This is a genomic window from Amycolatopsis sp. Hca4 (genome assembly GCF_013364075.1).
GTDB lineage: Bacteria > Actinomycetota > Actinomycetes > Mycobacteriales > Pseudonocardiaceae > Amycolatopsis.
This window is the reverse complement of sequence record NZ_CP054925.1, coordinates 7,459,911-7,478,046: the sequence shown is the minus strand read 5'-3', so window position 1 is coordinate 7,478,046 and position 18,136 is coordinate 7,459,911. Positions and strand designations below refer to the sequence as shown.

16 protein-coding genes are annotated in these 18,136 nt (G+C 72.4%); 7 read left to right on the top strand and 9 right to left on the bottom strand.

Annotated features, from left to right (window positions below):
- The first annotated feature begins 7 nt into the window (after positions 1-7).
- Positions 8-3,637 (top strand): BTAD domain-containing putative transcriptional regulator, encoded by a 3,630-nt coding sequence (locus tag HUT10_RS33835; protein WP_254897136.1) that lies wholly within the window; start codon positions 8-10, stop codon positions 3,635-3,637.
- Here the strand turns inward: HUT10_RS33835 and HUT10_RS33830 are convergent.
- Genes HUT10_RS33830 through HUT10_RS33810 form a run of 5 tightly spaced genes read right to left on the bottom strand, consistent with a single transcriptional unit; the run spans position 3,596 to position 8,546 of the window.
- On the bottom strand, positions 3,596-4,972 hold the full coding sequence (locus HUT10_RS33830) for a GH1 family beta-glucosidase (protein ID WP_176174902.1): 1,377 nt from the start codon (positions 4,970-4,972) through the stop codon (positions 3,596-3,598). The two genes, HUT10_RS33835 and HUT10_RS33830, sit on opposite strands and share 42 nt — an antisense overlap.
- Positions 4,969-5,793, bottom strand: a complete 825-nt coding sequence (locus HUT10_RS33825) for a carbohydrate ABC transporter permease (RefSeq protein ID WP_176174901.1) — start codon at positions 5,791-5,793, stop codon at positions 4,969-4,971. Before HUT10_RS33825 ends, HUT10_RS33830 begins: the two co-directional genes overlap by 4 nt.
- A complete protein-coding gene (locus HUT10_RS33820) occupies positions 5,790-6,695 on the bottom strand; it encodes a carbohydrate ABC transporter permease (protein ID WP_176174900.1) in 906 nt (301 codons plus the stop codon). Before HUT10_RS33820 ends, HUT10_RS33825 begins: the two co-directional genes overlap by 4 nt.
- A gap of 6 nt (positions 6,696-6,701) precedes the next feature.
- The gene (locus tag HUT10_RS33815) at positions 6,702-7,958 is read right to left on the bottom strand and encodes an ABC transporter substrate-binding protein (protein ID WP_176174899.1); all 1,257 of its coding nucleotides are present in this window, start codon (positions 7,956-7,958) and stop codon (positions 6,702-6,704) included.
- A 9-nt stretch (positions 7,959-7,967) separates the two neighbouring features.
- Entirely contained in the window at positions 7,968-8,546 is a 579-nt protein-coding gene (locus HUT10_RS33810) for a LuxR C-terminal-related transcriptional regulator (protein ID WP_176174898.1), read from the bottom strand.
- Positions 8,547-8,697: 151 nt separating this feature from the next.
- Here HUT10_RS33810 and HUT10_RS33805 point away from each other — a divergent pair, with 151 nt between their 5' ends.
- The 3 genes from HUT10_RS33805 (at position 8,698) to HUT10_RS33795 (ending at position 11,933) form a co-directional block, all read left to right on the top strand.
- A complete protein-coding gene (locus HUT10_RS33805; RefSeq protein WP_254897135.1) occupies positions 8,698-9,867 on the top strand; it encodes a glycoside hydrolase family 3 N-terminal domain-containing protein in 1,170 nt (389 codons plus the stop codon).
- A gap of 745 nt (positions 9,868-10,612) precedes the next feature.
- Entirely contained in the window at positions 10,613-11,482 is an 870-nt protein-coding gene (locus tag HUT10_RS33800; protein WP_176174897.1) for an oxidoreductase, read from the top strand.
- A gap of 43 nt (positions 11,483-11,525) precedes the next feature.
- Positions 11,526-11,933 carry a hypothetical protein gene (locus HUT10_RS33795; RefSeq protein ID WP_176174896.1) on the top strand — a complete coding sequence of 136 codons (408 nt, stop codon included), beginning with the start codon at positions 11,526-11,528 and terminating at the stop codon, positions 11,931-11,933.
- Here the strand turns inward: HUT10_RS33795 and HUT10_RS33790 are convergent.
- Positions 11,911-13,227, bottom strand: coding sequence for an MFS transporter (locus HUT10_RS33790; protein ID WP_176174895.1), 1,317 nt, complete (start codon positions 13,225-13,227; stop codon positions 11,911-11,913). The genes HUT10_RS33795 and HUT10_RS33790 overlap by 23 nt on opposite strands.
- Before the next feature lie 108 nt (positions 13,228-13,335).
- On the opposite strand from HUT10_RS33790, the gene HUT10_RS33785 reads away from it, so the two are divergent.
- Positions 13,336-14,283: an Lrp/AsnC family transcriptional regulator gene (locus HUT10_RS33785; RefSeq protein WP_176174894.1), complete on the top strand. Its 948-nt coding sequence runs from the start codon at positions 13,336-13,338 to the stop codon at positions 14,281-14,283.
- Between the two features lie 3 nt (positions 14,284-14,286).
- Here the strand turns inward: HUT10_RS33785 and HUT10_RS33780 are convergent, their stop codons facing one another.
- Entirely contained in the window at positions 14,287-14,463 is a 177-nt protein-coding gene (locus HUT10_RS33780) for a zf-HC2 domain-containing protein (protein ID WP_176174893.1), read from the bottom strand.
- Positions 14,464-14,777: 314 nt separating this feature from the next.
- Between HUT10_RS33780 and HUT10_RS33775 the strand changes: the two genes are divergently transcribed.
- A complete protein-coding gene (locus tag HUT10_RS33775) occupies positions 14,778-15,029 on the top strand; it encodes a hypothetical protein (protein ID WP_176174892.1) in 252 nt (83 codons plus the stop codon).
- Between the two features lie 351 nt (positions 15,030-15,380).
- On the top strand, positions 15,381-16,397 hold the full coding sequence (locus HUT10_RS33770) for a glycoside hydrolase family 19 protein (RefSeq protein WP_176178149.1): 1,017 nt from the start codon (positions 15,381-15,383) through the stop codon (positions 16,395-16,397).
- Positions 16,398-16,432: 35 nt separating this feature from the next.
- On the opposite strand, the gene HUT10_RS33765 is transcribed toward HUT10_RS33770, so the two are convergent.
- Together HUT10_RS33765 and HUT10_RS33760 are read right to left on the bottom strand one after the other, a co-directional pair.
- The gene (locus HUT10_RS33765; RefSeq protein WP_176174891.1) at positions 16,433-17,179 is read right to left on the bottom strand and encodes a thioesterase II family protein; all 747 of its coding nucleotides are present in this window, start codon (positions 17,177-17,179) and stop codon (positions 16,433-16,435) included.
- A 95-nt stretch (positions 17,180-17,274) separates the two neighbouring features.
- Positions 17,275-18,114 (bottom strand): carbohydrate-binding protein, encoded by an 840-nt coding sequence (locus tag HUT10_RS33760; protein ID WP_176174890.1) that lies wholly within the window; start codon positions 18,112-18,114, stop codon positions 17,275-17,277.
- Positions 18,115-18,136 lie beyond the last annotated feature (22 nt).

Below are 18,136 nucleotides of genomic sequence, written 5' to 3'. Positions count from 1 at the left end.
CAACGACATGCCAGCGGATGCGGACACCGGCCTGCGGGTGGGTGTGCTCGGCCCGCTGCGGGCCTGGCGCGGGGCGGCCGAAATCGGCCTCGGCCCCGCGCGCCAGCGCGCCATCTTCGCGGTGCTCGCCGTCAACGCCGGCCGGCCCGTCCCCCGCGCCGAGCTGATCGCCGGTGTCTGGGGCGACTCGGCGCCGGCGAGCGTGGAAGGCAGCGTGCACACCTACGTGTCCGGGCTGCGCCGCGCCCTCGAACCGGACCGGTCGCGCTGGTCGGCGGCCAGCGTGCTCGTCTCGGATCCCGCCGGGTACTCCCTGATCCTCGGCGAAGACGCGCTCGACGCGGCCCTGTTCGAACGGCACCGCGAACGCGCGCAGCAGCACCTCGAGCACGGCGATCCGCGGGCCGCCGTGACCGAACTCGACGCCGCTCTCGCGCTCTGGCAGGGCGAAGCGCTTTCCGGGGTGCCTGGCGGGTTCGCCGAACGCCACCGCGAATACCTCGCCGAGCTCCGGCTGAACACGCTCGAACGGCGCGCCGAGGCCGTGCTCGCCCTCGGCGGGCACCTCGACCTCGCGCCGGAACTGGCCGTGCTGGCCGGCGAACACCCGCTGCGGGAATCGCTGCGGGAGTCGCTCATGCTCGCCCTCTACCGCAGCGGACGGCCCGCGGACGCCCTCGACGTCTTCCGCGACGCCCGCGCCACGCTCGTCGCGGAACTCGGCGTCGAACCCGGCGCGGCGCTGCAGCGGCTCCAGCAGCAGATCCTCGCCCAGGACCCCGCCCTCGACGCGCCCGCGCCGCCGGTCGTCGTCACCGGGCACCGGTTGTTCGGCCGCGAGGCGGAGACGGCGAAGCTCGCCGAGCTCGTCGCCGACGTCCGCGCCGGCCGGGGCCGGGCGGTCTGGATCGAGGGGGACGCCGGGATCGGCAAGTCCGCGCTGCTCACCTCCTCGCTGCCGGACGGCCCCGGCTTCCAGCGGCTCTGGGCGGCCGCCGACGAGCTGAGCACCCGGTTCCCGCTGCAGGTCGTGCTGGAGTGCCTGGCCATCGACGGGCATTCACCCGACCCGCGGCGCGCGCGGGTGGCGAAGGAACTCGCGGGCGAGAGCCCGGCGCAGCGCAGCTGGGGCCCGGCCGACCCGGTGCTCGGCGCGGTCGACCGGCTGCTGGCGCTGGTCGACGAGCTGTGCGCGCAGTCGCCGCAGGTGCTGGTGCTCGACGACCTGCAGTGGGCCGACGAGGCTTCGGTGCTGGTCTGGCACCGGCTCTGCGCGGCGACCCGGCAGCTGCCGCTGCTGCTGGTGGCCGCGACCCGGCCGGCGCCGGACCGCGCCGAGCTCGCCCAGCTCCGCCGCGGCGTCCAGGCGCGGGACGGCGTCGTCCTCGACCTCGCGCCGCTGACCGGCGCCGACGTCGGACGGCTGATCGAGGACCAGCTCGGTGCGCCACCCGGGCCGGGGCTGCGCGAGCTGGCCGCCCGTGGCGCCGGGAACCCCTTGTACGTCAAGGAGATGGTCGACGTCCTGCGGCGCGCCGGTGCGGTCGAGGTGAGCGGCGGCCGGGCCGACGTCGACGACCCGGCCGAGTTCGAGGCACCGCGGTCGCTGGTCGCCGCGGTCGACCGGCGGCTGGACTTCCTCACGGCGCGGACGCAGGAAGTGCTGCGCTGGGGCGCGTTGCTGGGCATGGAGTTCGCCGTCGGCGACGTCGCCGCGGTGCTCGGCACCCGGCCGTCGGACCTGCTGGCGCCGCTGGAGGAAGCCGTCACGGCGAACGTGCTGATCGACACCGGGACGCAGCTGGCGTTCCGGCACCCGTTGCTGCGCCAGGCGTTGTACGACCGGCTGCTGGCCGGGACGCGGGCGGCGCTGCACCGGCAGGCCGCCGAAGCGCTCGCGGGGATCGGCGCGCCGGTGAAGCGCGTCGCCGAGCAGCTGGTGGCCGCACCGGCCACTGTGGACGAATGGGTGCTGGACTGGCTCGCCGCGCACCACGCCGCCGTCTCGACCCGGGCGCCGCTGATCGCCGTCGAGCTGCTCGAACGCGCGCTGACCGCCTGCGACGGCACCGACCCGCGCCGCGAGACGCTGCTGGTCGCGCTGGTGAAGGTGCTGTTCCGGCTGGAACGCAGCCCGGAAGCCCTGGCGCGGCAGGCGCTCGAGGTCGCCACCGACCCGGACGCCGCCGAGGAGATGCGGCACGTGCTCGCGGCGCTGCGGCACCGCCGCGGTGACACCGAAGGCGCCGTCGCGACGCTCGCGGCGTGGGTCGACGACCCGGCCGTGCCGGAGCTCTGGCGGGTCAAGCACCGGCAGCTGCTGGCGAACTTCCGCCGCGGCAGCCTGTCCGATTTGGACGCCGCGGAGCGGACGGCGCACGAGACGAAGGCGCTGGCCGGCGGCGACCGCTACCTGACCGCGCACGCGCTGCAGTCGTTGTGGCTGGTCGATTCGGTGCGCCGCGAGCACGACCGCGCGCTCGCCCACATCGACGCCGCGATCGAGGCCGTCGGCGACGAGCACGAGCTGGCCGACCTGCACCTCGACCTGCTCGACAACCGCGTCTTCACGCTGCAGAACCTCGACCGGCTGGCCGAGGCGGGTGAGGCCCTGCGCGCGGCGGGTGAAGTCGCGGCGCGGCACGCGTTGCCGGTCGGGCTGCAGGTGTCCGCCGCGGTGCACCGGTACTGGGAAGGCCGCTGGGACGAGGCGCTCGTCGAGCTGGACACGGTCATCGAGGACGGCCCGGCGATCACCTTCTACGGCCTGCGCGAGCCCGGCCCGGCCGCGCTGCTGCTGCACGGGGTCGCGGCGCTGATCGCGGGCCGCCGCGACGACCGGGCCCAGGCCGCGGCCCACCTCGACGCGGCGGAGGAGTACGCCCCGGCGACCGGAGCCGAGCGCGAGAGCTTCGACTTCCTGCTGGTCGCCGACGCCCTCGCCGCCGAGCAGCGCGGCGACCGCGTCCGCGCGCTGGCGGTGCTGGAGCCGATCCTTAACCCGACGTACGCGCAGATGATGCTGCGCCACCAGTGGCTACCGTCGTTCGTGCGGCTGGCGATGGAGCAGGACGACGTCGCCCGCGCCCGCCGCGCGCTGGCGGTGTGCGAGGAGGAGGCGGCGAAGGAGCGGCGTCCGGCGCGGGCGCACGCGGCCGTGTCGTGGTGCCGCGGGCTGATCGAGGAGGACCCGGCGCCGGTGCTGGCCACGGCCGAGCATTTCCGCGCGGTCGGCCGCCGCCCGGAACTGGCCTCGGCGCTGGAGGACGCGGCCGTGCTGCTCGCCCGTGCGGGCCGTCTCGACGCGGCGCACGCGGCGTTCGAGGAGGCCGCCGACCTGTACACGGTGCTGGCGGCCCGCTGGGACCTGCGGCGCGCGGAGACCCGGTTGCGCCGCCTCGGTGTCCGCCGGGGAGCGCTGTTCTCGCCGATCCGGCCGGGCCACGGCTGGGAGTCGCTGACGCCGATCGAGGTCCGCATCGCCGGGCTGGTCGCCGACGGCCGGTCCAACCCGGAAATCGCGGCCGAGCTGTCCCTGCCGCGGCGGACGGTCCAGGCCCACGTGGCCCGGCTGCTGGGCAAGCTGGAGACGCCGTCACGCTCGGGCGTCGCCGACGCCGTCCGGCGGCGTCCCTAGCGCGTTGGCCTTGGCGACCCGGCCCAGGTAGCGGCCCGACTCCTTGACCGTCCGCCGCTGGGTCTCGAAGTCGACGTGCACCAGGCCGAACCGCTGCGTGTACCCCATCGCCCACTCGAAGTTGTCCAGCAGCGACCAGGCGAAGTACCCGCGGACGTCGACGCCGGCCCGGATGGCGTCGTGGACCGCCTGCAGGTGCTCCATGAAGTAGTTCACCCGGGCCGCGTCGTACACGCGGCCGTCGACCACCGTGTCCACAAAGGACGCTCCGTTCTCGGCCACCACGAGCGGGAGGCCGCCGGACCGGTCGTCGATCCACCGCAGCAGGCCGGTCAGCGAGCCGGGGGCCTGTTCCCAGCCGAACGCCGTCAGCGGCGGCCGGGCCGGCAGGACGTCCATGCCCCGCAACGTCGGCAGCGGGCAGTTGCTCGGCGCCTGCGGGTCCTCGAGCGGCGTGACGCGGGCCGGCGCGTAGTAGTTCACGCCCAGCCAGTCGATCGGGGCCGCGATGACGTCCGTGTCGCCGTCGCGGACGCACTCGGCGAACCGGCCCGCGGCCGCCACCACGTCCGCCGGGTAGCCGCGGCCCAGCACCGGGTCCAGGAAGAACCGGTTGTGGATGCCGTCGAACTGCCGGGCCGCCTCCGCGTGGGCCGGGGTGTCGCCGTCCGCGATCGCCGGTGCGAAGTTCAGCGCCAGCGAAAACTCGTGCTGCGGCCCGGCCAGCGCACGGGTGGCCAGGCCGTGCGCCAGCAGCAGGTGGTGGGCCGCCACCAGCGCCGTGGCGTGGTCCTGGACGCCGGGTGCGTGCACGCCGCTGCCGTAGCCGAGGAACGCGGCGCAGAACGGCTCGTTGATCGTCGTCCACTGGCACACGCGGTCGCCGAGTGCGGCGTGCACCACCGCCGCGTAGTCGGCGAACCGCGACGCCGTGTCACGCGACGGCCAGCCGCCCGCGTCTTCCAGCGCCTGCGGCAGGTCCCAGTGGTAGAGCGTCAGCACCGGCACGACGTTCCGGCTCAGCAGCTCGTCGACCAGGCGGTCGTAGAAGGCGAGCCCGGCCGCCGACTCCGTCTTGCCGTCCGGCATCACCCGCGGCCAGGCGACGGAGAACCGGTAGGCGTTCAGCCCCAGGTCGGCCAGCAGGCCGATGTCCTCGGGGTAGCGGTGGTAGTGGTCGCAGGCGACGTCACCGGTCGCACCGTCGAGCACCTTGCCTTCGGTCGCCGCGAACTCGTCCCAGATGGACGGTCCGCGGCCGCCCTCGGCCACCGCGCCCTCGACCTGGTAGGACGCGGTCGCCGCGCCCCACAGGAAGCCGGTCGGGAAGGTCATACCGGTGCCCCTTTCAGGATGCCCCGCACGAGGTGGCGGCCCAGCAGCAGGAACAACGCGATGACCGGCACGACGGCGACGGTGGCACCGGTGAGCATCAGTGCGTAGTCGGTGTAGTAGCCGCTGGCCAGCTGCGAGAGGGCGACCTGCACGGTCGGCGTCTCGTTGGGGTCGAGGACCACCAGCGGCCAGAAGTAGTCGTTCCAGGTGGCCATGAACGTCAGCATCGCGAGCACCACGGCCGGCGCCCGCAGCGCGGGCACGGCGACGTGCCGGTACGTGCGCAGGATCGAGCAGCCGTCGACGGTCGCGGCGTCGACGAGGTCCGGGCTGATCGCGTTTTCGCACGCCTGGCGCATCCAGAACACGCTGAACGCGCTGACCAGCGCCGGCACGATCACCGCTTCCAGCCGCCCGTACCAGCCGAGGTCGCCGACGACCAGGTAGAGCGGGATGACACCGAGCTGCGCCGGCACCATCGCCGAGCCGAGGACCAGCAGGAACAGCGTGTTGCGGCCGCGGAACCGCAGGCGCGCGAAGGCGAACCCGGCGAGGCTGGCGAGCACGACGTTGGCCACCGTGACGGTGCCCGCGACGATCAGCGAGTTCCCGATGGCCAGCCAGAAGTCGACGGTGTCGAAGACCCGCCGCACGTTCTCGGCCAGGTGCCCGCCCGGCAGCAGCAGCGGCGACGTCTCCCCGATCGCCGAGTTGTCCCGCGTGGCCACGACGAACGACCAGTACAGCGGGAACATCGACGCGCCGAGCACCCCGGTCAGCACGGCGTACACCCAGCCGCCCGGCCGCCGCCGCGCCGTCACGCCGACCTCACGAACCGGCGCACCAGCCGGTAGTCGACCAGCGCGAACAGCGCGCAGATCACGAACATCACCCAGGTCAGCGCGGCCGCGTAACCGGCGTCGAGGTGGGTGAAGCCCTTCTCGTACAGGTACATGACCAGCGTCTGGAACTGGCGGTCGTTGCCGCCGGTGCCTGCCGAGCCGCCGGCGTCGAACAGCTGCGGCTCGGCGAACAGCTGCAGGCCGTTGACCGTGCCGGCAATGGCCGTGAAGGCCAGTGCGGGCCGGATGCCCGGCACGGTGATCGACCAGAACGTCCGCCACCGCGAGGCACCGTCGAGCTCGGCGGCCTCGTAGAGATCGCCGGGGACGGCCTGCATCGCGGCCAGGTAGATCAGGGCGTTGTAGCCGGTCCAGCGCCAGAGCACCATGCTGGCCACGGCGAAGTGCGACGTCCAGGTGCTCGCCCGCCAGTTGACCGGCGCGACGCCGAACCAGCCGAGGACTTCGTTGACGACACCGTAGTCACGGCTGAACAGCTGCCCGAAGACCAGCCCGACGGCGACGACGGACACGACGTTCGGCAGCAGCACCCCGGTGCGCCACCAGGTCGCGGCCCGCAGCGGCCGGTCGAGCAGCGCCGCGATGCCCAGCGCCAGCAGGAATTCCGGGACGGCGGCGAGCAGGAAGATGCTCACCGTGTTGGCGAGCGCGTTGTAGAAGTGCGGATCCGTGAGCAGGGCGCCGTAGTTGGCGAGGCCGAAGCCGCCCCGGTCGCCTTCGAGGAGGTCCCAGTCGTGCAGCGAAACCCACGCCGTGTACAGCAGCGGAAAGGCGCCGAAGCCGACGAACAGGGCGAAGAAGGGCGCGACGAACAGCAGCGGCGTGAGCTTGCGGTCGAGGCGGGCGAGCCGGTGCTGCACGCGCGGCTACTTCAGCGCGGCTTGGGCTTGCTGGACGGCTTTCGCCCAGGCCTGCTCGACGGTGTCGGTCTTTTCCTCGATCCGCCCGAGCGCGCGGCCGAACTCCGGCCGGACGTCGGCGTCACGCAGGCCGCGGTAGTTGGGGCGCAGCTGCTGGGCCGAGGCGGCGAAGATCCGCCCGATCGGCGCGTCACCGAAGTACGGATCGGTGTGCGCGACGACCTGCGGGTCTTCGTAGACGGCGGGTTCGCTGGGCAGGATGCCGTCGGACAGGAAGAGCTTCTTCTGCTGTTCCGGGGCGGTCAGCCAGCGGGCGAGCTCGTACGCCTCCTTCTGGTGTGCGCCCTGCTTCGGCACGGTCAGGAAGGAACCGCCCTGGTTGCCGCTCTTGCCGGGCACGGTGGTGACGTCCCACTTGCCGCGGTTGGCGTCCCCGCCGGCTTCCTTGATCTGGCTGAGCATCCACGCCGGACAGGCGACGGTGGCGAAGGAGCCCTGCTTGATCGCCACGTTCCACGCCTGGGTGAACGTGGTCGCCGCCGCCGTCTCCCCCTTGGCGGCGATGCCGCCGGAGAGGAAGAAAGCCGCGCGCACGCTCGGGTTGCGGTCGGCGATGAACGAGTCGTCACGCTGGGAGAAGTAGTTCTCCGGCGACTGGTTCAGCATCGCCGTGTAGACGGTGCCGGCGGAGTCGGCGAACTTGACGTTCGGCGTCTTGGCGGTGAACCGCTCGGCGGTGGCGGCGTAGGCCTCCCAGTCGGGCATCAGCTTCGCGACTTCGTCGCGGTCGACCGGCAGGCCCGCGTCCTGGAACAGGTCGCGCCGGTAGCAGAGGGCGAGGCTGCCCATGTCGGTGCCGAGGCCCAGCACGAAGCCGCCGTCGGTGCCCTGCGCCCACTTCCACGGCACCCACTGCTTTTCCAGGTCGCGCGCGCCGTACGCGGCGAGGTCGGCGAACTTGTCCTTCACCTTGCGGTACTGCGGCATGTACTGCTCTTCGATCGCGACGACGTCGGCGGCACCGTGCCCGGTGGCCAGTTGCGTCGCGAGCCCCTTGTGGTGGGTGTCGAAGTCGGTGACGCGGTTCTGCACCGTGATGTCCGGGTGCAGTTTTTCGTACTCGGCGATCAGGGGCGCGTAGCCGAACTCGCCGAAGGTCGCGATGGTGAGTTTCGTCTTCTCCCCGGCGTCACCCGGGCTGCAGGCGGCGAGCGGGATCAACGCGGCGACCACGATGGCGGTCCGGCGGACGATCGTTCGCAACAGGCTTCCTCAGATCACACCGGCCCGCACGGCGTACGCGACCGCGTGCGGCCGGTTGCGCAGGTTGAGCCGGTTGGTCATGGCGTAGATGACGTTCTTCACGGTCCGCTCCGAGTAGCAGAGCTTGCCCGCGATCTCGGCAGTGTCCCAGCCTTCGGCCATCAGGCGAAGCACATCCACCTCGCGCGGCGTGAGTGCCGCCCCGCCGCCGGCGCCGGCCAGGGCCTCGACCTGCTCGCGCAGCGGGGAGGTGCGTCCCCGCGCCGCGGCGACCACGGTCGCGGTGAGCTGGTCGAGTGCGGTCCGCGGCAGCACCGCGGAGACGTGGCAGTCGGCGAGCAGCCCGACGTGCGCGGGGTCGACGTGCCCGGCCACCAGCACGATCGCAGCCGGCGACTCGACGGCCGCGGCCCGCAGAGCGGCAACGGCCTCCCGGTCGACCTCGCCGACGGCGAACACCAGCACCGCCGCCTCGCCCCGGCGGGCGCGCGGCACGACCAGCAGCTCCGGGCGGGCCTTCAGGTGGTTGATCAGCCCGGTCAAAGCGATCGGATCGGACGCCCACGCCGCCACTCGCACCTGGTCCATCGAACCCTCCCCGCCCACGACGAATCCTGACTGCGGCCAGTGTGCTGAGGCGGCCTTCACGAATTCTCTAAGGTTGACCAACCCCTTCTTCACGCCGTGAAGTTTCACCGTCGACTACCGTCGGGGGGCACACAGACGAGTGAAGGGACCGATGAACCGCCGACGTCTTGCCGCCTTCGGGGTGGCGTTCTCCATCGTGGCCGGATGTCTGCTGGTCGCAGGCCTGCAACCGCGGACCGTCTCGGGCCTGGCGGTGCCACTGACCTCCACCCGGCCGGCTCCGCCACCGGCGGCGGTCTCTTCGCCACCCACCTCCCGGCTCGCGCGGCCGGGCGACTGCGCGTCGCTGGCGGCCGGGCTCGACGTCCGGGCCCAGGTCGCGCAGCTGGTCGTCGTGGGTGTCTCCGGTGACAACCCGGCTTCGACGGTGGCCCTGGTCCGCGACCACCAGGTCGGCGGGATCTTCATCGGGGGTAACGCAACAGCGTTGTTGAAAGACCGTTCGCTGGCCGCGGTCCAGGCCGTGGCCAAGGTGCCGGTGGCGGTGTCGGTCGACGAGGAGGGCGGCCGCGTCCAGCGCATCGACGACCTCGACGGCGACCTGCCCTCGGCCCGCACGATGGCCGCGACGAAGTCCCCGGACCAGGTCAGGGCGCTGGCCGCCGAGCGCGGCCGGCAGCTGCGTGCCCGCGGGGTGACAGTGGACTTCGCCCCGGACACCGACGTCACGGACGCCCCGGACGACGACGTGATCGGCGACCGCTCCTTCAGCCCGGACCCGGTCCGCGTGAAGACGTACGCGAAGGCGTTCGCGGAGGGCCTCCGCTCCGCGGGGATCCAGCCCGTGCTGAAGCACTTCCCCGGTCACGGCCACGGCTCGGGCGACTCGCACAAGGGCACGGTCGTCACGCCGCCGCTGGATCGGCTGCGCGCGGTCGACCTGGTGCCCTACCGAGGCCTGGCCGACTACGGCCCGGTCGCGGTGATGGTCGGCCACCTCGACGTGCCGGACCTGACCGGAGGCATCCCGGCCTCGCTGTCCCCGGCGGCGTACCAGCTGCTGCGCGGCGAGTTCGCGTTCACCGGCCCTGTGGTGACGGACGACCTCGGGGCGATGAAGGCGATCACCGCGCAGTATCCATTGCCGGAGGCGGTGCTGAAGGCGCTGCAGGCGGGGGCGGACCAGGCGCTGTGGTCTTCCGGGGGCCGGGTGGACGAGGTGCTGGACCGGCTGGTGAAGGCGGTGCAGGGCGGGGAGCTGCCGAAGGCGCGGGTGCAGGAGTCGGTGTCGCGGGTGCTGCGGGGTAAGGGGCTCTGCTGAGTCTCGTTGCTGCGCACTACCGATGCTCGGGAACTGGTCGCCGCCCGTTGCGCGGCTGATTGGGTTTCTGGGTTCGGCCACGAGTTCCGCACGCGCCGCCTCGACCACGGCGGCGCCGAGGCAGCCCAGCGGTCCGGCCTCAAGCACACCGCCTTCGGAACAGCCCAGCTCGTCCCGCGCCCCCTCCAGCGCACCGCCTCCGGGCCGCCCCTGCGGCTCATCGCGCGCCACCACCGGCACGTGGCCGCCGCGACAGACCAGCGGCTCGTCCGCTCCCCCGAGCGCATTCCTCCTCACGGTGGGGCGCCGAAAGATCCCCGCCTTCCCGCGCTCACCAGACGCACCCGGAACCGCTTCCCCAGGCGGCCGGAACCGGCCACAGCCGACGCGCAGCCCGGGTCTTCGCCGGCCCGCGAGTGCGTCGCCCGGCTGACAGAGGGATAACGCCCCACCAGCCGGGCGGAGGGACGTTTTCGGCTTCACAAAAGGAATCGTCGCGGTCACACCAACGACGTTACCGAACACAAGTTCGACCGTCACCGCTGAATCGGGTGAATCTCAAGGCGCGACCCGGACCAAGATTTCCGTTGCAGCGTAAGGAAAACAGCAGCACACCGACGCGAGAAGCCCCCGAGATCCACGCTACCCGAGACCACCGACAAAACGGCGATACCGAAGCCACAGCCGGAAAACCGAGCCGATCGCGCCTAGACTTCGCGGCACAGCACCCGGACCAAGGAGCGGCATGGCGGATCTCGGCGGTACCTTCACCCTCGGCGGCGAACTCCCCGTGAAGCGCATGGGTTACGGCGCCATGCAACTGGCCGGGCCCGGGGTCTGGGGGCCGCCGAAGGACCACGATGCCGCCGTTGCCGTTCTGCGGGATGCCGTCGACCTCGGGGTCACCCACCTCGACACCAGTGACTACTACGGCCCCCACACCGTGAACGCCCTGATCAACGAAGCCCTGTACCCCTACCCCGATGACCTCGTCATCGTCACGAAGGTGGGCGCGCGGCGGAGCTCCGACAAAGGCTGGCCGCCCGCCTTGTCGGCCTCCGACCTCACCGAAGCCGTGCACGACAACCTGCGGAACCTCGGTGTCGACGCGCTCGATGTCGTCAACCTGCGGCTCAGCAACGCCGCCGGTGACTATCCCGTTCCGATGTCGCTCGCCGAACCGTTCGGGGTGCTCGCCGAGCTGCGGGAGCAGGGGCTGATCCGGCACCTCGGGGTCAGCCACGTCAGCGCCGGACAACTCGACGAGGCGCGGGCCATCGCGCCCGTCGTCTGCGTGCAGAACCAATACAACCTGGCCCACCGGGAAAACGACGACCTCGTCGACAAGTGCGCCGCCGAGGGGATCGCCTTCGTGCCCTACTTCCCCCTCGGCGGGTTCAGCCCGCTGCAGTCGGGCCTGCTCGACGACTGCGCCGCGCGGGTCGGGGCCACGCCGATGCAGGTTGCGCTCGCCTGGCTGCTGCAGCGGTCGCCGTCGATGCTGCTGATCCCCGGGACTTCGTCGCCGGAGCACCTGAGGGAGAACCTCGCCGCCGCCGAGCTCGAACTCCCCGGCGACGTGCTGGCCGATCTGGACCGGATCGGCGGCGCCTGATCGCTACGCTGGGCGCCCGGACAGGCACGAGAACGGAGCAGCCGTGGCGGAGTGGGGCGATCTGGTCGCTTACATCAGGCAGTCGTACCGGGTGGTGCGCGACGAGCCCGACGAGCTGCGCATCCGCCTGGTGTTCGGCTCCGACCCGGACACCGAGGAACGCGCGCAGATCGTCGTCATCGCCCGGGAGATCCTCGACCAGCGCGAGGACTGGGTGCAGATCGCCACGCCGTTCGCCCGGCACGACGAGGTCGACCTCCTCGAGGTGCTGACCGAGGTCGGCGACGCGATCGTGGTGGGCGGGCTGGCGGTGATGGGCGACCACATCGTGCTCCGCCACTCGCTGCCGCTGATCAACCTCGACATCAACGAGTTCACCGACCCCCTCGAACTGGTCGCCGGCGCGGCCGAACTGCTGGAGCAGCAGTTCACCGGCCGGGACGACTACTGAGCGGAAGCACGGCCACCGCGGCGGCCACGGCGAGGGCGACACCCACGCCGAGCGCCGCGGTCGCCGTGCCGGTGCCGAGGTAGAGCCCGCCGAGGAGGGCTACGCCCAGGGTGCCGCCGAGCTGCTGCACGGCGTTGAGCAGCCCGGCGGCCGAGCCCGTCTCGTGCGGCCGGACCCGGTGCAGGGCCGCGGTGAAGAACGGCACCGTGAACGTCCCCATCCCGAGCCCGCACAGCGCCAGCGCCCACGGGTACGCCCGCACCCCCGCGGCGAGGGCGGCGAGCAGGCCCGCGGCCAGCAGGGCGAGCCCGGCGAACATCACGCGGGCGCCGAACTTCGGCACCAGCCGGGCACCGGCGAGGTACGACGACACCGCGAGCCCGGCCGACAGCGGCAGCAGCGTCAGGCCGGCGGTGCGGACGTCGGCGCCGAGGCCCAGCTGGAGCTGCATCGGCACGACCTGCATCAGGCCGGTCATCACCGCGAAGAACAGCAGTGACCCGGCGAGTGCGGCCGGGAACCCGCGGTTCGAAAACAGGCTCGGCTCGACCAGCGGCGCGGCCGCGCGACGCTGGTGAAAGCCGAACCCGGCCAGCAGCACGACGCCGGCCGCGAGGAGGACCCAGTTCGTGCCCGCCGGGTCGATCAGCGGGTAGACGAGCAGCCCGGAGCCGGCGACGACGAGCGCGGTGCCGGTGAGGTCGAGCCGCGGCCGGGTGGCGGCCCGGTCCTCCCGCAGCAGCCGGGCGGCGAGCAGCACCGCGAGCCCGAGCGGGACGTTCACGAGGAACGCCGCCCGCCACGACACCGCCTGCGTGAGCAGGCCGCCGAGCAGCGGCCCGGTGACCGCGGACAAGCCCATCACCGGCCCGATGGTGCCCAGGGCCTTCGCGAGCTCGTCGCCGTCGAAGAGGGCGCGGATCAGGCCGATGGTCTGCGGGATGATCAGCGCGGCCGCCGCGCCCTGCACCGCGCGGGCCCCGATCAGCAGCCCGGCGTCCTGGGCGGCCGCGCAGCCGAGCGACGCGAGCACGAAACCCGCCACGCCGAGCTTGAACACCCTGGCCCGGCCGAGGATGTCGCCGAGCCGCCCGCCGGTGATGAGGAAGGCGGCGAACGGCAGCGTGTAGGCGGCGCTGAACCACGGGACGTCGGCGGCCGGGCCGGGCAGCTCGGCGTGGATCGCCGGACCGGCGACCTGGACGATCGTGGCGTCCAGCAGGTTCATCGCCTCCGCCACGAGCAGCACGGCGAGTGCGGCCCAGCGCCGCCGGTATCGGGTCAGGGTGGGCACGGGTGGCTCCTTTCGGTCGGCACCACCCTGACCTCACCGACGCAATGCGTTCCAGCTATGGCCGTGGAGTTGCAGTTTTCTTCCATGAATTGCGGTTGAATGAGGGATATGACCACCCTGGACGCGGTCGATCGAGCGTTGATCCACGCGCTGCACCTCGACGGGCGGGCACCTTTCACGAAGATCGGCGACGTCCTCGACGTCTCGACGCAGACGGTGACGCGGCGGTATCGCCGGCTTCGGGCCGAAGCGTCGCTTCGCGTCGTGGGCCTGCCGGATCCGCAGCGGGCCGGGCAGGCCGAGTGGATGGTCCGGCTGACGGCGGCCCCGCACACGGCGCAGGACCTCGCCCGGTCACTGGCCCGCCGCGCCGACACGGCGTGGATCAAGCTGATGTCGGGCGGCACGGAGATCTGCGTGAACGTGCAGATGCCCGCGGCGAGCGACCACGCGCTGCTGCTGCGGGACATCCCGCGCACGGCGAGCATCACGGCGGTCTCGGCGCACCAGCTGCTGCACCGCTACCTCGGCGGCCCGACGGCCTGGCTGGGCCGGGCCAACGCCCTCGACGCGGCCCAGATCGCCGCCCTCACTCCCGTGCACGACGGCCCGGGCAAGCCCTTGACCGGCGACGACGCCGCCTTGCTGGCGGAGCTGCAGCGTGACGGCCGCACCGCCTTGGCCGATCTGGCGGCGGCGACCGGCTGGGCGGCGGCGACCGTCGCGCGCCGGCTGGCCGACCTCCAGGCGGGCGGGACGGTGTTCTTCGACCTCGAGATCGCCCCGGAGGCCCTGGGCGTGACGACGCAGGCGCTGCTCTGGATGGCCGTCGCGCCCGCGCAGCTCGACTGGGTGGCCCGGACGCTGGCGACCCACGAAGAGCTGGCGCTGGTGGCGGCGACGACCGGCCCGGCGAACCTGGTCGCGCTGGCGTTGTGCCCGGACGCGGCCGCGCTACACCACTACCTGACGCATCGGCTGGGGGCGCTGGAGGCCATCCGGACGCTGGAGACGGCGCCGGTGCTGCGGACGGTCAAGGCGGCCGCCTCGCGCTGAGGACTAACCGGACTTGACCTCGACCAGGTGGTCGAGCATGCCGCGGACGGCTTCGAACTCCCGGACCTCCTGGCGGCAGTCCGGGCACGCCGCGAGGTGCCGCTCGACCCGGGCCGCCTCGGCGGCGTCGAGCAACCCCAGGCTGTACGCCCCGAGGTCGGTCCGGTCGTACCGGCCCATGGATCGCGTCTCCGTTCCGCGTCCCCGCGAGGGGAACGCCCGCACTACCCGATGCCTCCAGAGTCCTGAGAAGGACGCGCCACCGGCGGAGTTCCGCGGATTTCTACCCGAACGGCCGACAACTTCCGAGGGCAAACAGCCCATGTGAGTGACGGCGGCGGTCACGCATTTCACCCGCCCGACCACGGAAAGCTTTTTGCCGCGAACTTGGCCGATTCCGCGTCATGGCTCCCCGGCTCGCCCGTCGGACTGGCGTCGGGTCGGATTTTTCCGCCTCGACCTGGAGAAAAGGCGATCCGGAAACGAGGAGAGCGATGACCGTACGGAGCCACCGGGCGGACGACGTCGTGGACGAGGTCGGGGTGTGGCTGGCCGGGGAGTTCGCGGGGCGGCTCCCCGCATCGGAGATCGACCGCGTCGTCCGGACGACGCGGCTCGACCTCGAGGGGAGCATTGCGCCGGAGGAGCTCGGGGAGATGCTCCACCGGCTGGGCCGGGCGAGGCTGCAGCGCATCCTGCACGTCTCCCCGGCGACGGCACAGCTGAGGATCCCGCAAGCGCGGTGACGTGCCGGGCGGGTCACGCAGCGCCGCGTCGCCCGCCCCGCGGCAGCAACGCGGCAGGACTGCGGCCACTCGATGCCCGCGTCAGCAGGGAAACGGGGCCGGCACCCCCGGTGGTTCACCGGCAGGGACGTTCGCGCACACCCCTTGCCCGCCCCACCCGGCGTTCTTGACTGGACTAGACCAATCTGCTCTAGTGACCGTTGTCACCCCTCGTCTCGGCCGGATGAGCACCCCCACCTTCGACGCCGGGCGCCTGCGCGCCCGGGTTTCCGTCGTGGCCGAAGGAGTGAGCGAATCTTGAGAAGACGTCTTGTCGCGGTCCTGTCCGCCGTCGCCGCCGTTGCCGGGCTCGTGTTCGGCGTGCCCGCCGTCACCGGGCAGGCCTCCCAGGCGGCCGCCGCCGCGTGCAGTGCGCCGAACTGGGTTGCCGGGCAGTGGTACGACGTCGGCGCTGTCGTGCGGTACACCAACGGCGGCTACTACCGCGCCAAGAACGCCAACCCGGGCTACGACCCGGTGATCAGTACCTGGTACTGGGAGCCCTACAGCTGTGACGGCGGCGGCGGGAACACCTGCAGCTACCCGAACTGGGTCGCCGGCCAGTGGTACGACGTCGGCGCGATCGTCCGCTACACCAACGGCGGCTACTACCGCGCCAAGAACGCCAACCCGGGCTACGACCCCGTCATCAGCACCTGGTACTGGGAGCCCTACAGCTGCGGTGGCGGCACCGATCCCGGCAACCCCGGCTCGTTCGTGGTGAGCGAAGCGCAGTTCAACCAGATCTTCCCGAGCAGGAACTCCTTCTACAGCTACAGCGGCCTCACCGCGGCCCTGTCGGCCTACCCCGGCTTCGCGACCACCGGCAGCGACACCGTCAAGAAGCAGGAAGCCGCCGCGTTCCTCGCGAACGTCAACCACGAAACCGGCGGGCTCGTCTACATCGTCGAGCAGAACACCGCCAACTACCCGCACTACTGCGACTGGAACCAGCCCTACGGCTGCCCGGCGGGCCAGTCCGCCTACTACGGCCGCGGCCCGATCCAGCTGAGCTGGAACTTCAACTACAAGGCGGCGGGTGACGCGCTCGGCATCGACCTGCTCGGCAACCCCTGGCAGGTGGAGCAGAACTCGGCCGTCGCGTGGAAGACCGGGCTCTGGTACTGGAACACCCAGAGCGGCCCCGGCTCCATGACCCCGCACAACGCCATGGTCAACAGCCGCGGCTTCGGCGAGACCATCCGCAGCATCAACGGCTCCATCGAGTGCAACGGCGGCAACCCCGCCCAGGTGCAGAGCCGCGTCGACAAGTACCGCCAGATCACCTCGATCCTCGGCGTGGACCCCGGCGCGAACCTGTACTGCTGAACCGGTGGGCGGGCGGGTGAACCCCGCCCGCCCGCTCAGCCGGCGAGCCGTCCGGCGATCAGCCGGATGATCGCCGCCGCGTGGTCGTTCACAAAGAAGTGGCCGCCCGGGTAGGTCTTCAGCTCGAAGTCCCCCGACGTCCGCTCCGCCCATTGCCGCGCCTCGGCCTCGGTCACCTTGGGGTCCCGGTCGCCGACCAGCGCCACGATCGGGCAGCCGACGTCGGGGCCCGGGCGGTAGTGGTAGAGCTCCGCGGCCTTGTAGTCGCTGCGCAACGCGGGCAGCACCAGGGTGCGGATGTCCTCGTCGTCGAGCACCGCGGAGTCGGTGCCGCCGAGCCGTTTGACCTCGGCCAGCAGCTCTTCGTCGCCCTTTTCGTGGATCCGCTCGTCGCGGTGCACCGAGGGCCCGCGGCGGCCGGACACGAACAGCGTGAGCAGCTTCGTCCCCCGCGGTTCGAGCCGCCGGGCGACCTCGAAGGCCAGGCTGGCGCCCATGCTGTGGCCGAAGAACGCCACCGGCCCGCCCATCTCCGGCGCGAGCACGTCCGCCAGCCGGTCGGCCAGCACGAACAGGTCGTCCACCGGCGCTTCGGCATGCCGGTCCTGCCGGCCCGGGTACTGCACGGCCAGCACCTCCACCGACGGCGCCAGCGCCGCCGAAACCGGGTGGAAGTAGCTCGCCGCTCCCCCGGCGTGCGGGAAGCACACGAGCCGCGCCGCGGCGGCCGGAGCCGGGTGGAACCGCCGGACCCACTCCGACGCGTCGAGGGAAATCGTCATGGCCCCCAATCTGGCAGGCCGCCGGGCCGGCGTCGACCCCTAACGTGCGCAGCCTGGGGCCCGGCAGGCCGCGTGGCCTGCCGGGCCGTCGACCGCTACTCGGCCCGCCACAGCGCCGGGACCGCCGGCGGCTCCCAGCCCGGCTGCGCAGTGTGCGCCTGCAGGCAGACGTACCCGCGGCCGCCGTAGGTGACCCGGGCACCCGCCGCGTACGCGGTGCCCGCCGCCCAGGTCGTGCCCCCGGGCGGCGTGGACGACGTCGGCGTGGAGGTCGGCGTGGACGACGTCGGCCGCGTCGACGTCGGTGTCTGGGGGACGTCGAGCACGAAGTCGAAGGCGGCTTCCTTCGCCGATCCGTTGTCACGCACGGTCATCAGCAGCCGCGCGTCGAAGATCGTGTCGGTGTTGTTGCGCGGCTCGTTCGGGAAGTACAGCTGCGTGGTCAGGATCGGCCGTCCGGGTGCCTGCACCTTGACGTGGATGTGCCGGGTCCGGCCCGGGTAGAGGCCCGGCACGATGGTGGACAGCGTGAACGCGCCTTGGGCGTTGGTGTACTGGTGCCCGCGGAAGGTGTAGCCGGTGTTGTCGTAGGCGCCGTTGACGTCCGCCTGCCAGAAGTCCAGCAGCGCGCGGTTGACCGGCAGGCAGGCCCGGCCGAAGACGTAGCCGGTCACGGTCAGCCGGGTGCCTTGCGTGCCGGGGGTGACGAGGTTGGTCCGCTCCGGCGAGTTCGGCTTGAAGTACGGTCCCTCGGTCTGCTCGATCGTCGGATCGTCGTCGTCGTGGCAGGTGGGGGTCAGTTCCGGTGCCGTGCCGCCGACGGCGTTCGCGCGGGCCAGCGCCGGGCCGCCGATCAGGGCGACCGGCGCGGCGACGCCCGCGGCGAGCGCCGCTTTCAGCACCGTCTTGCGGCTCAGCTGGGTTTCTTCGTCCATTGCCGTGCTCCTGGTGGGGGGA

Bases quoted from the DNA above. Each gene is read 5' to 3' on its own strand.
- HUT10_RS33805 (WP_254897135.1), top strand. From the start codon at position 8,698: ATGAACCGCCGACGTCTTGCCGCCTTCGGGGTGGCGTTCTCCATCGTG.
- HUT10_RS33785 (WP_176174894.1), top strand. From the start codon at position 13,336: ATGACCACCCTGGACGCGGTCGATCGAGCGTTGATCCACGCGCTGCAC.
- HUT10_RS33810 (WP_176174898.1), bottom strand. From the start codon at position 8,546: ATGGACCAGGTGCGAGTGGCGGCGTGGGCGTCCGATCCGATCGCTTTG.
- HUT10_RS33780 (WP_176174893.1), bottom strand. From the start codon at position 14,463: ATGGGCCGGTACGACCGGACCGACCTCGGGGCGTACAGCCTGGGGTTG.
- HUT10_RS33835 (WP_254897136.1), top strand. From the start codon at position 8: ATGCCAGCGGATGCGGACACCGGCCTGCGGGTGGGTGTGCTCGGCCCG.
- HUT10_RS33775 (WP_176174892.1), top strand. From the start codon at position 14,778: ATGACCGTACGGAGCCACCGGGCGGACGACGTCGTGGACGAGGTCGGG.
- HUT10_RS33765 (WP_176174891.1), bottom strand. From the start codon at position 17,179: ATGACGATTTCCCTCGACGCGTCGGAGTGGGTCCGGCGGTTCCACCCG.
- HUT10_RS33830 (WP_176174902.1), bottom strand. From the start codon at position 4,972: ATGACCTTCCCGACCGGCTTCCTGTGGGGCGCGGCGACCGCGTCCTAC.
- HUT10_RS33760 (WP_176174890.1), bottom strand. From the start codon at position 18,114: ATGGACGAAGAAACCCAGCTGAGCCGCAAGACGGTGCTGAAAGCGGCG.
- HUT10_RS33800 (WP_176174897.1), top strand. From the start codon at position 10,613: ATGGCGGATCTCGGCGGTACCTTCACCCTCGGCGGCGAACTCCCCGTG.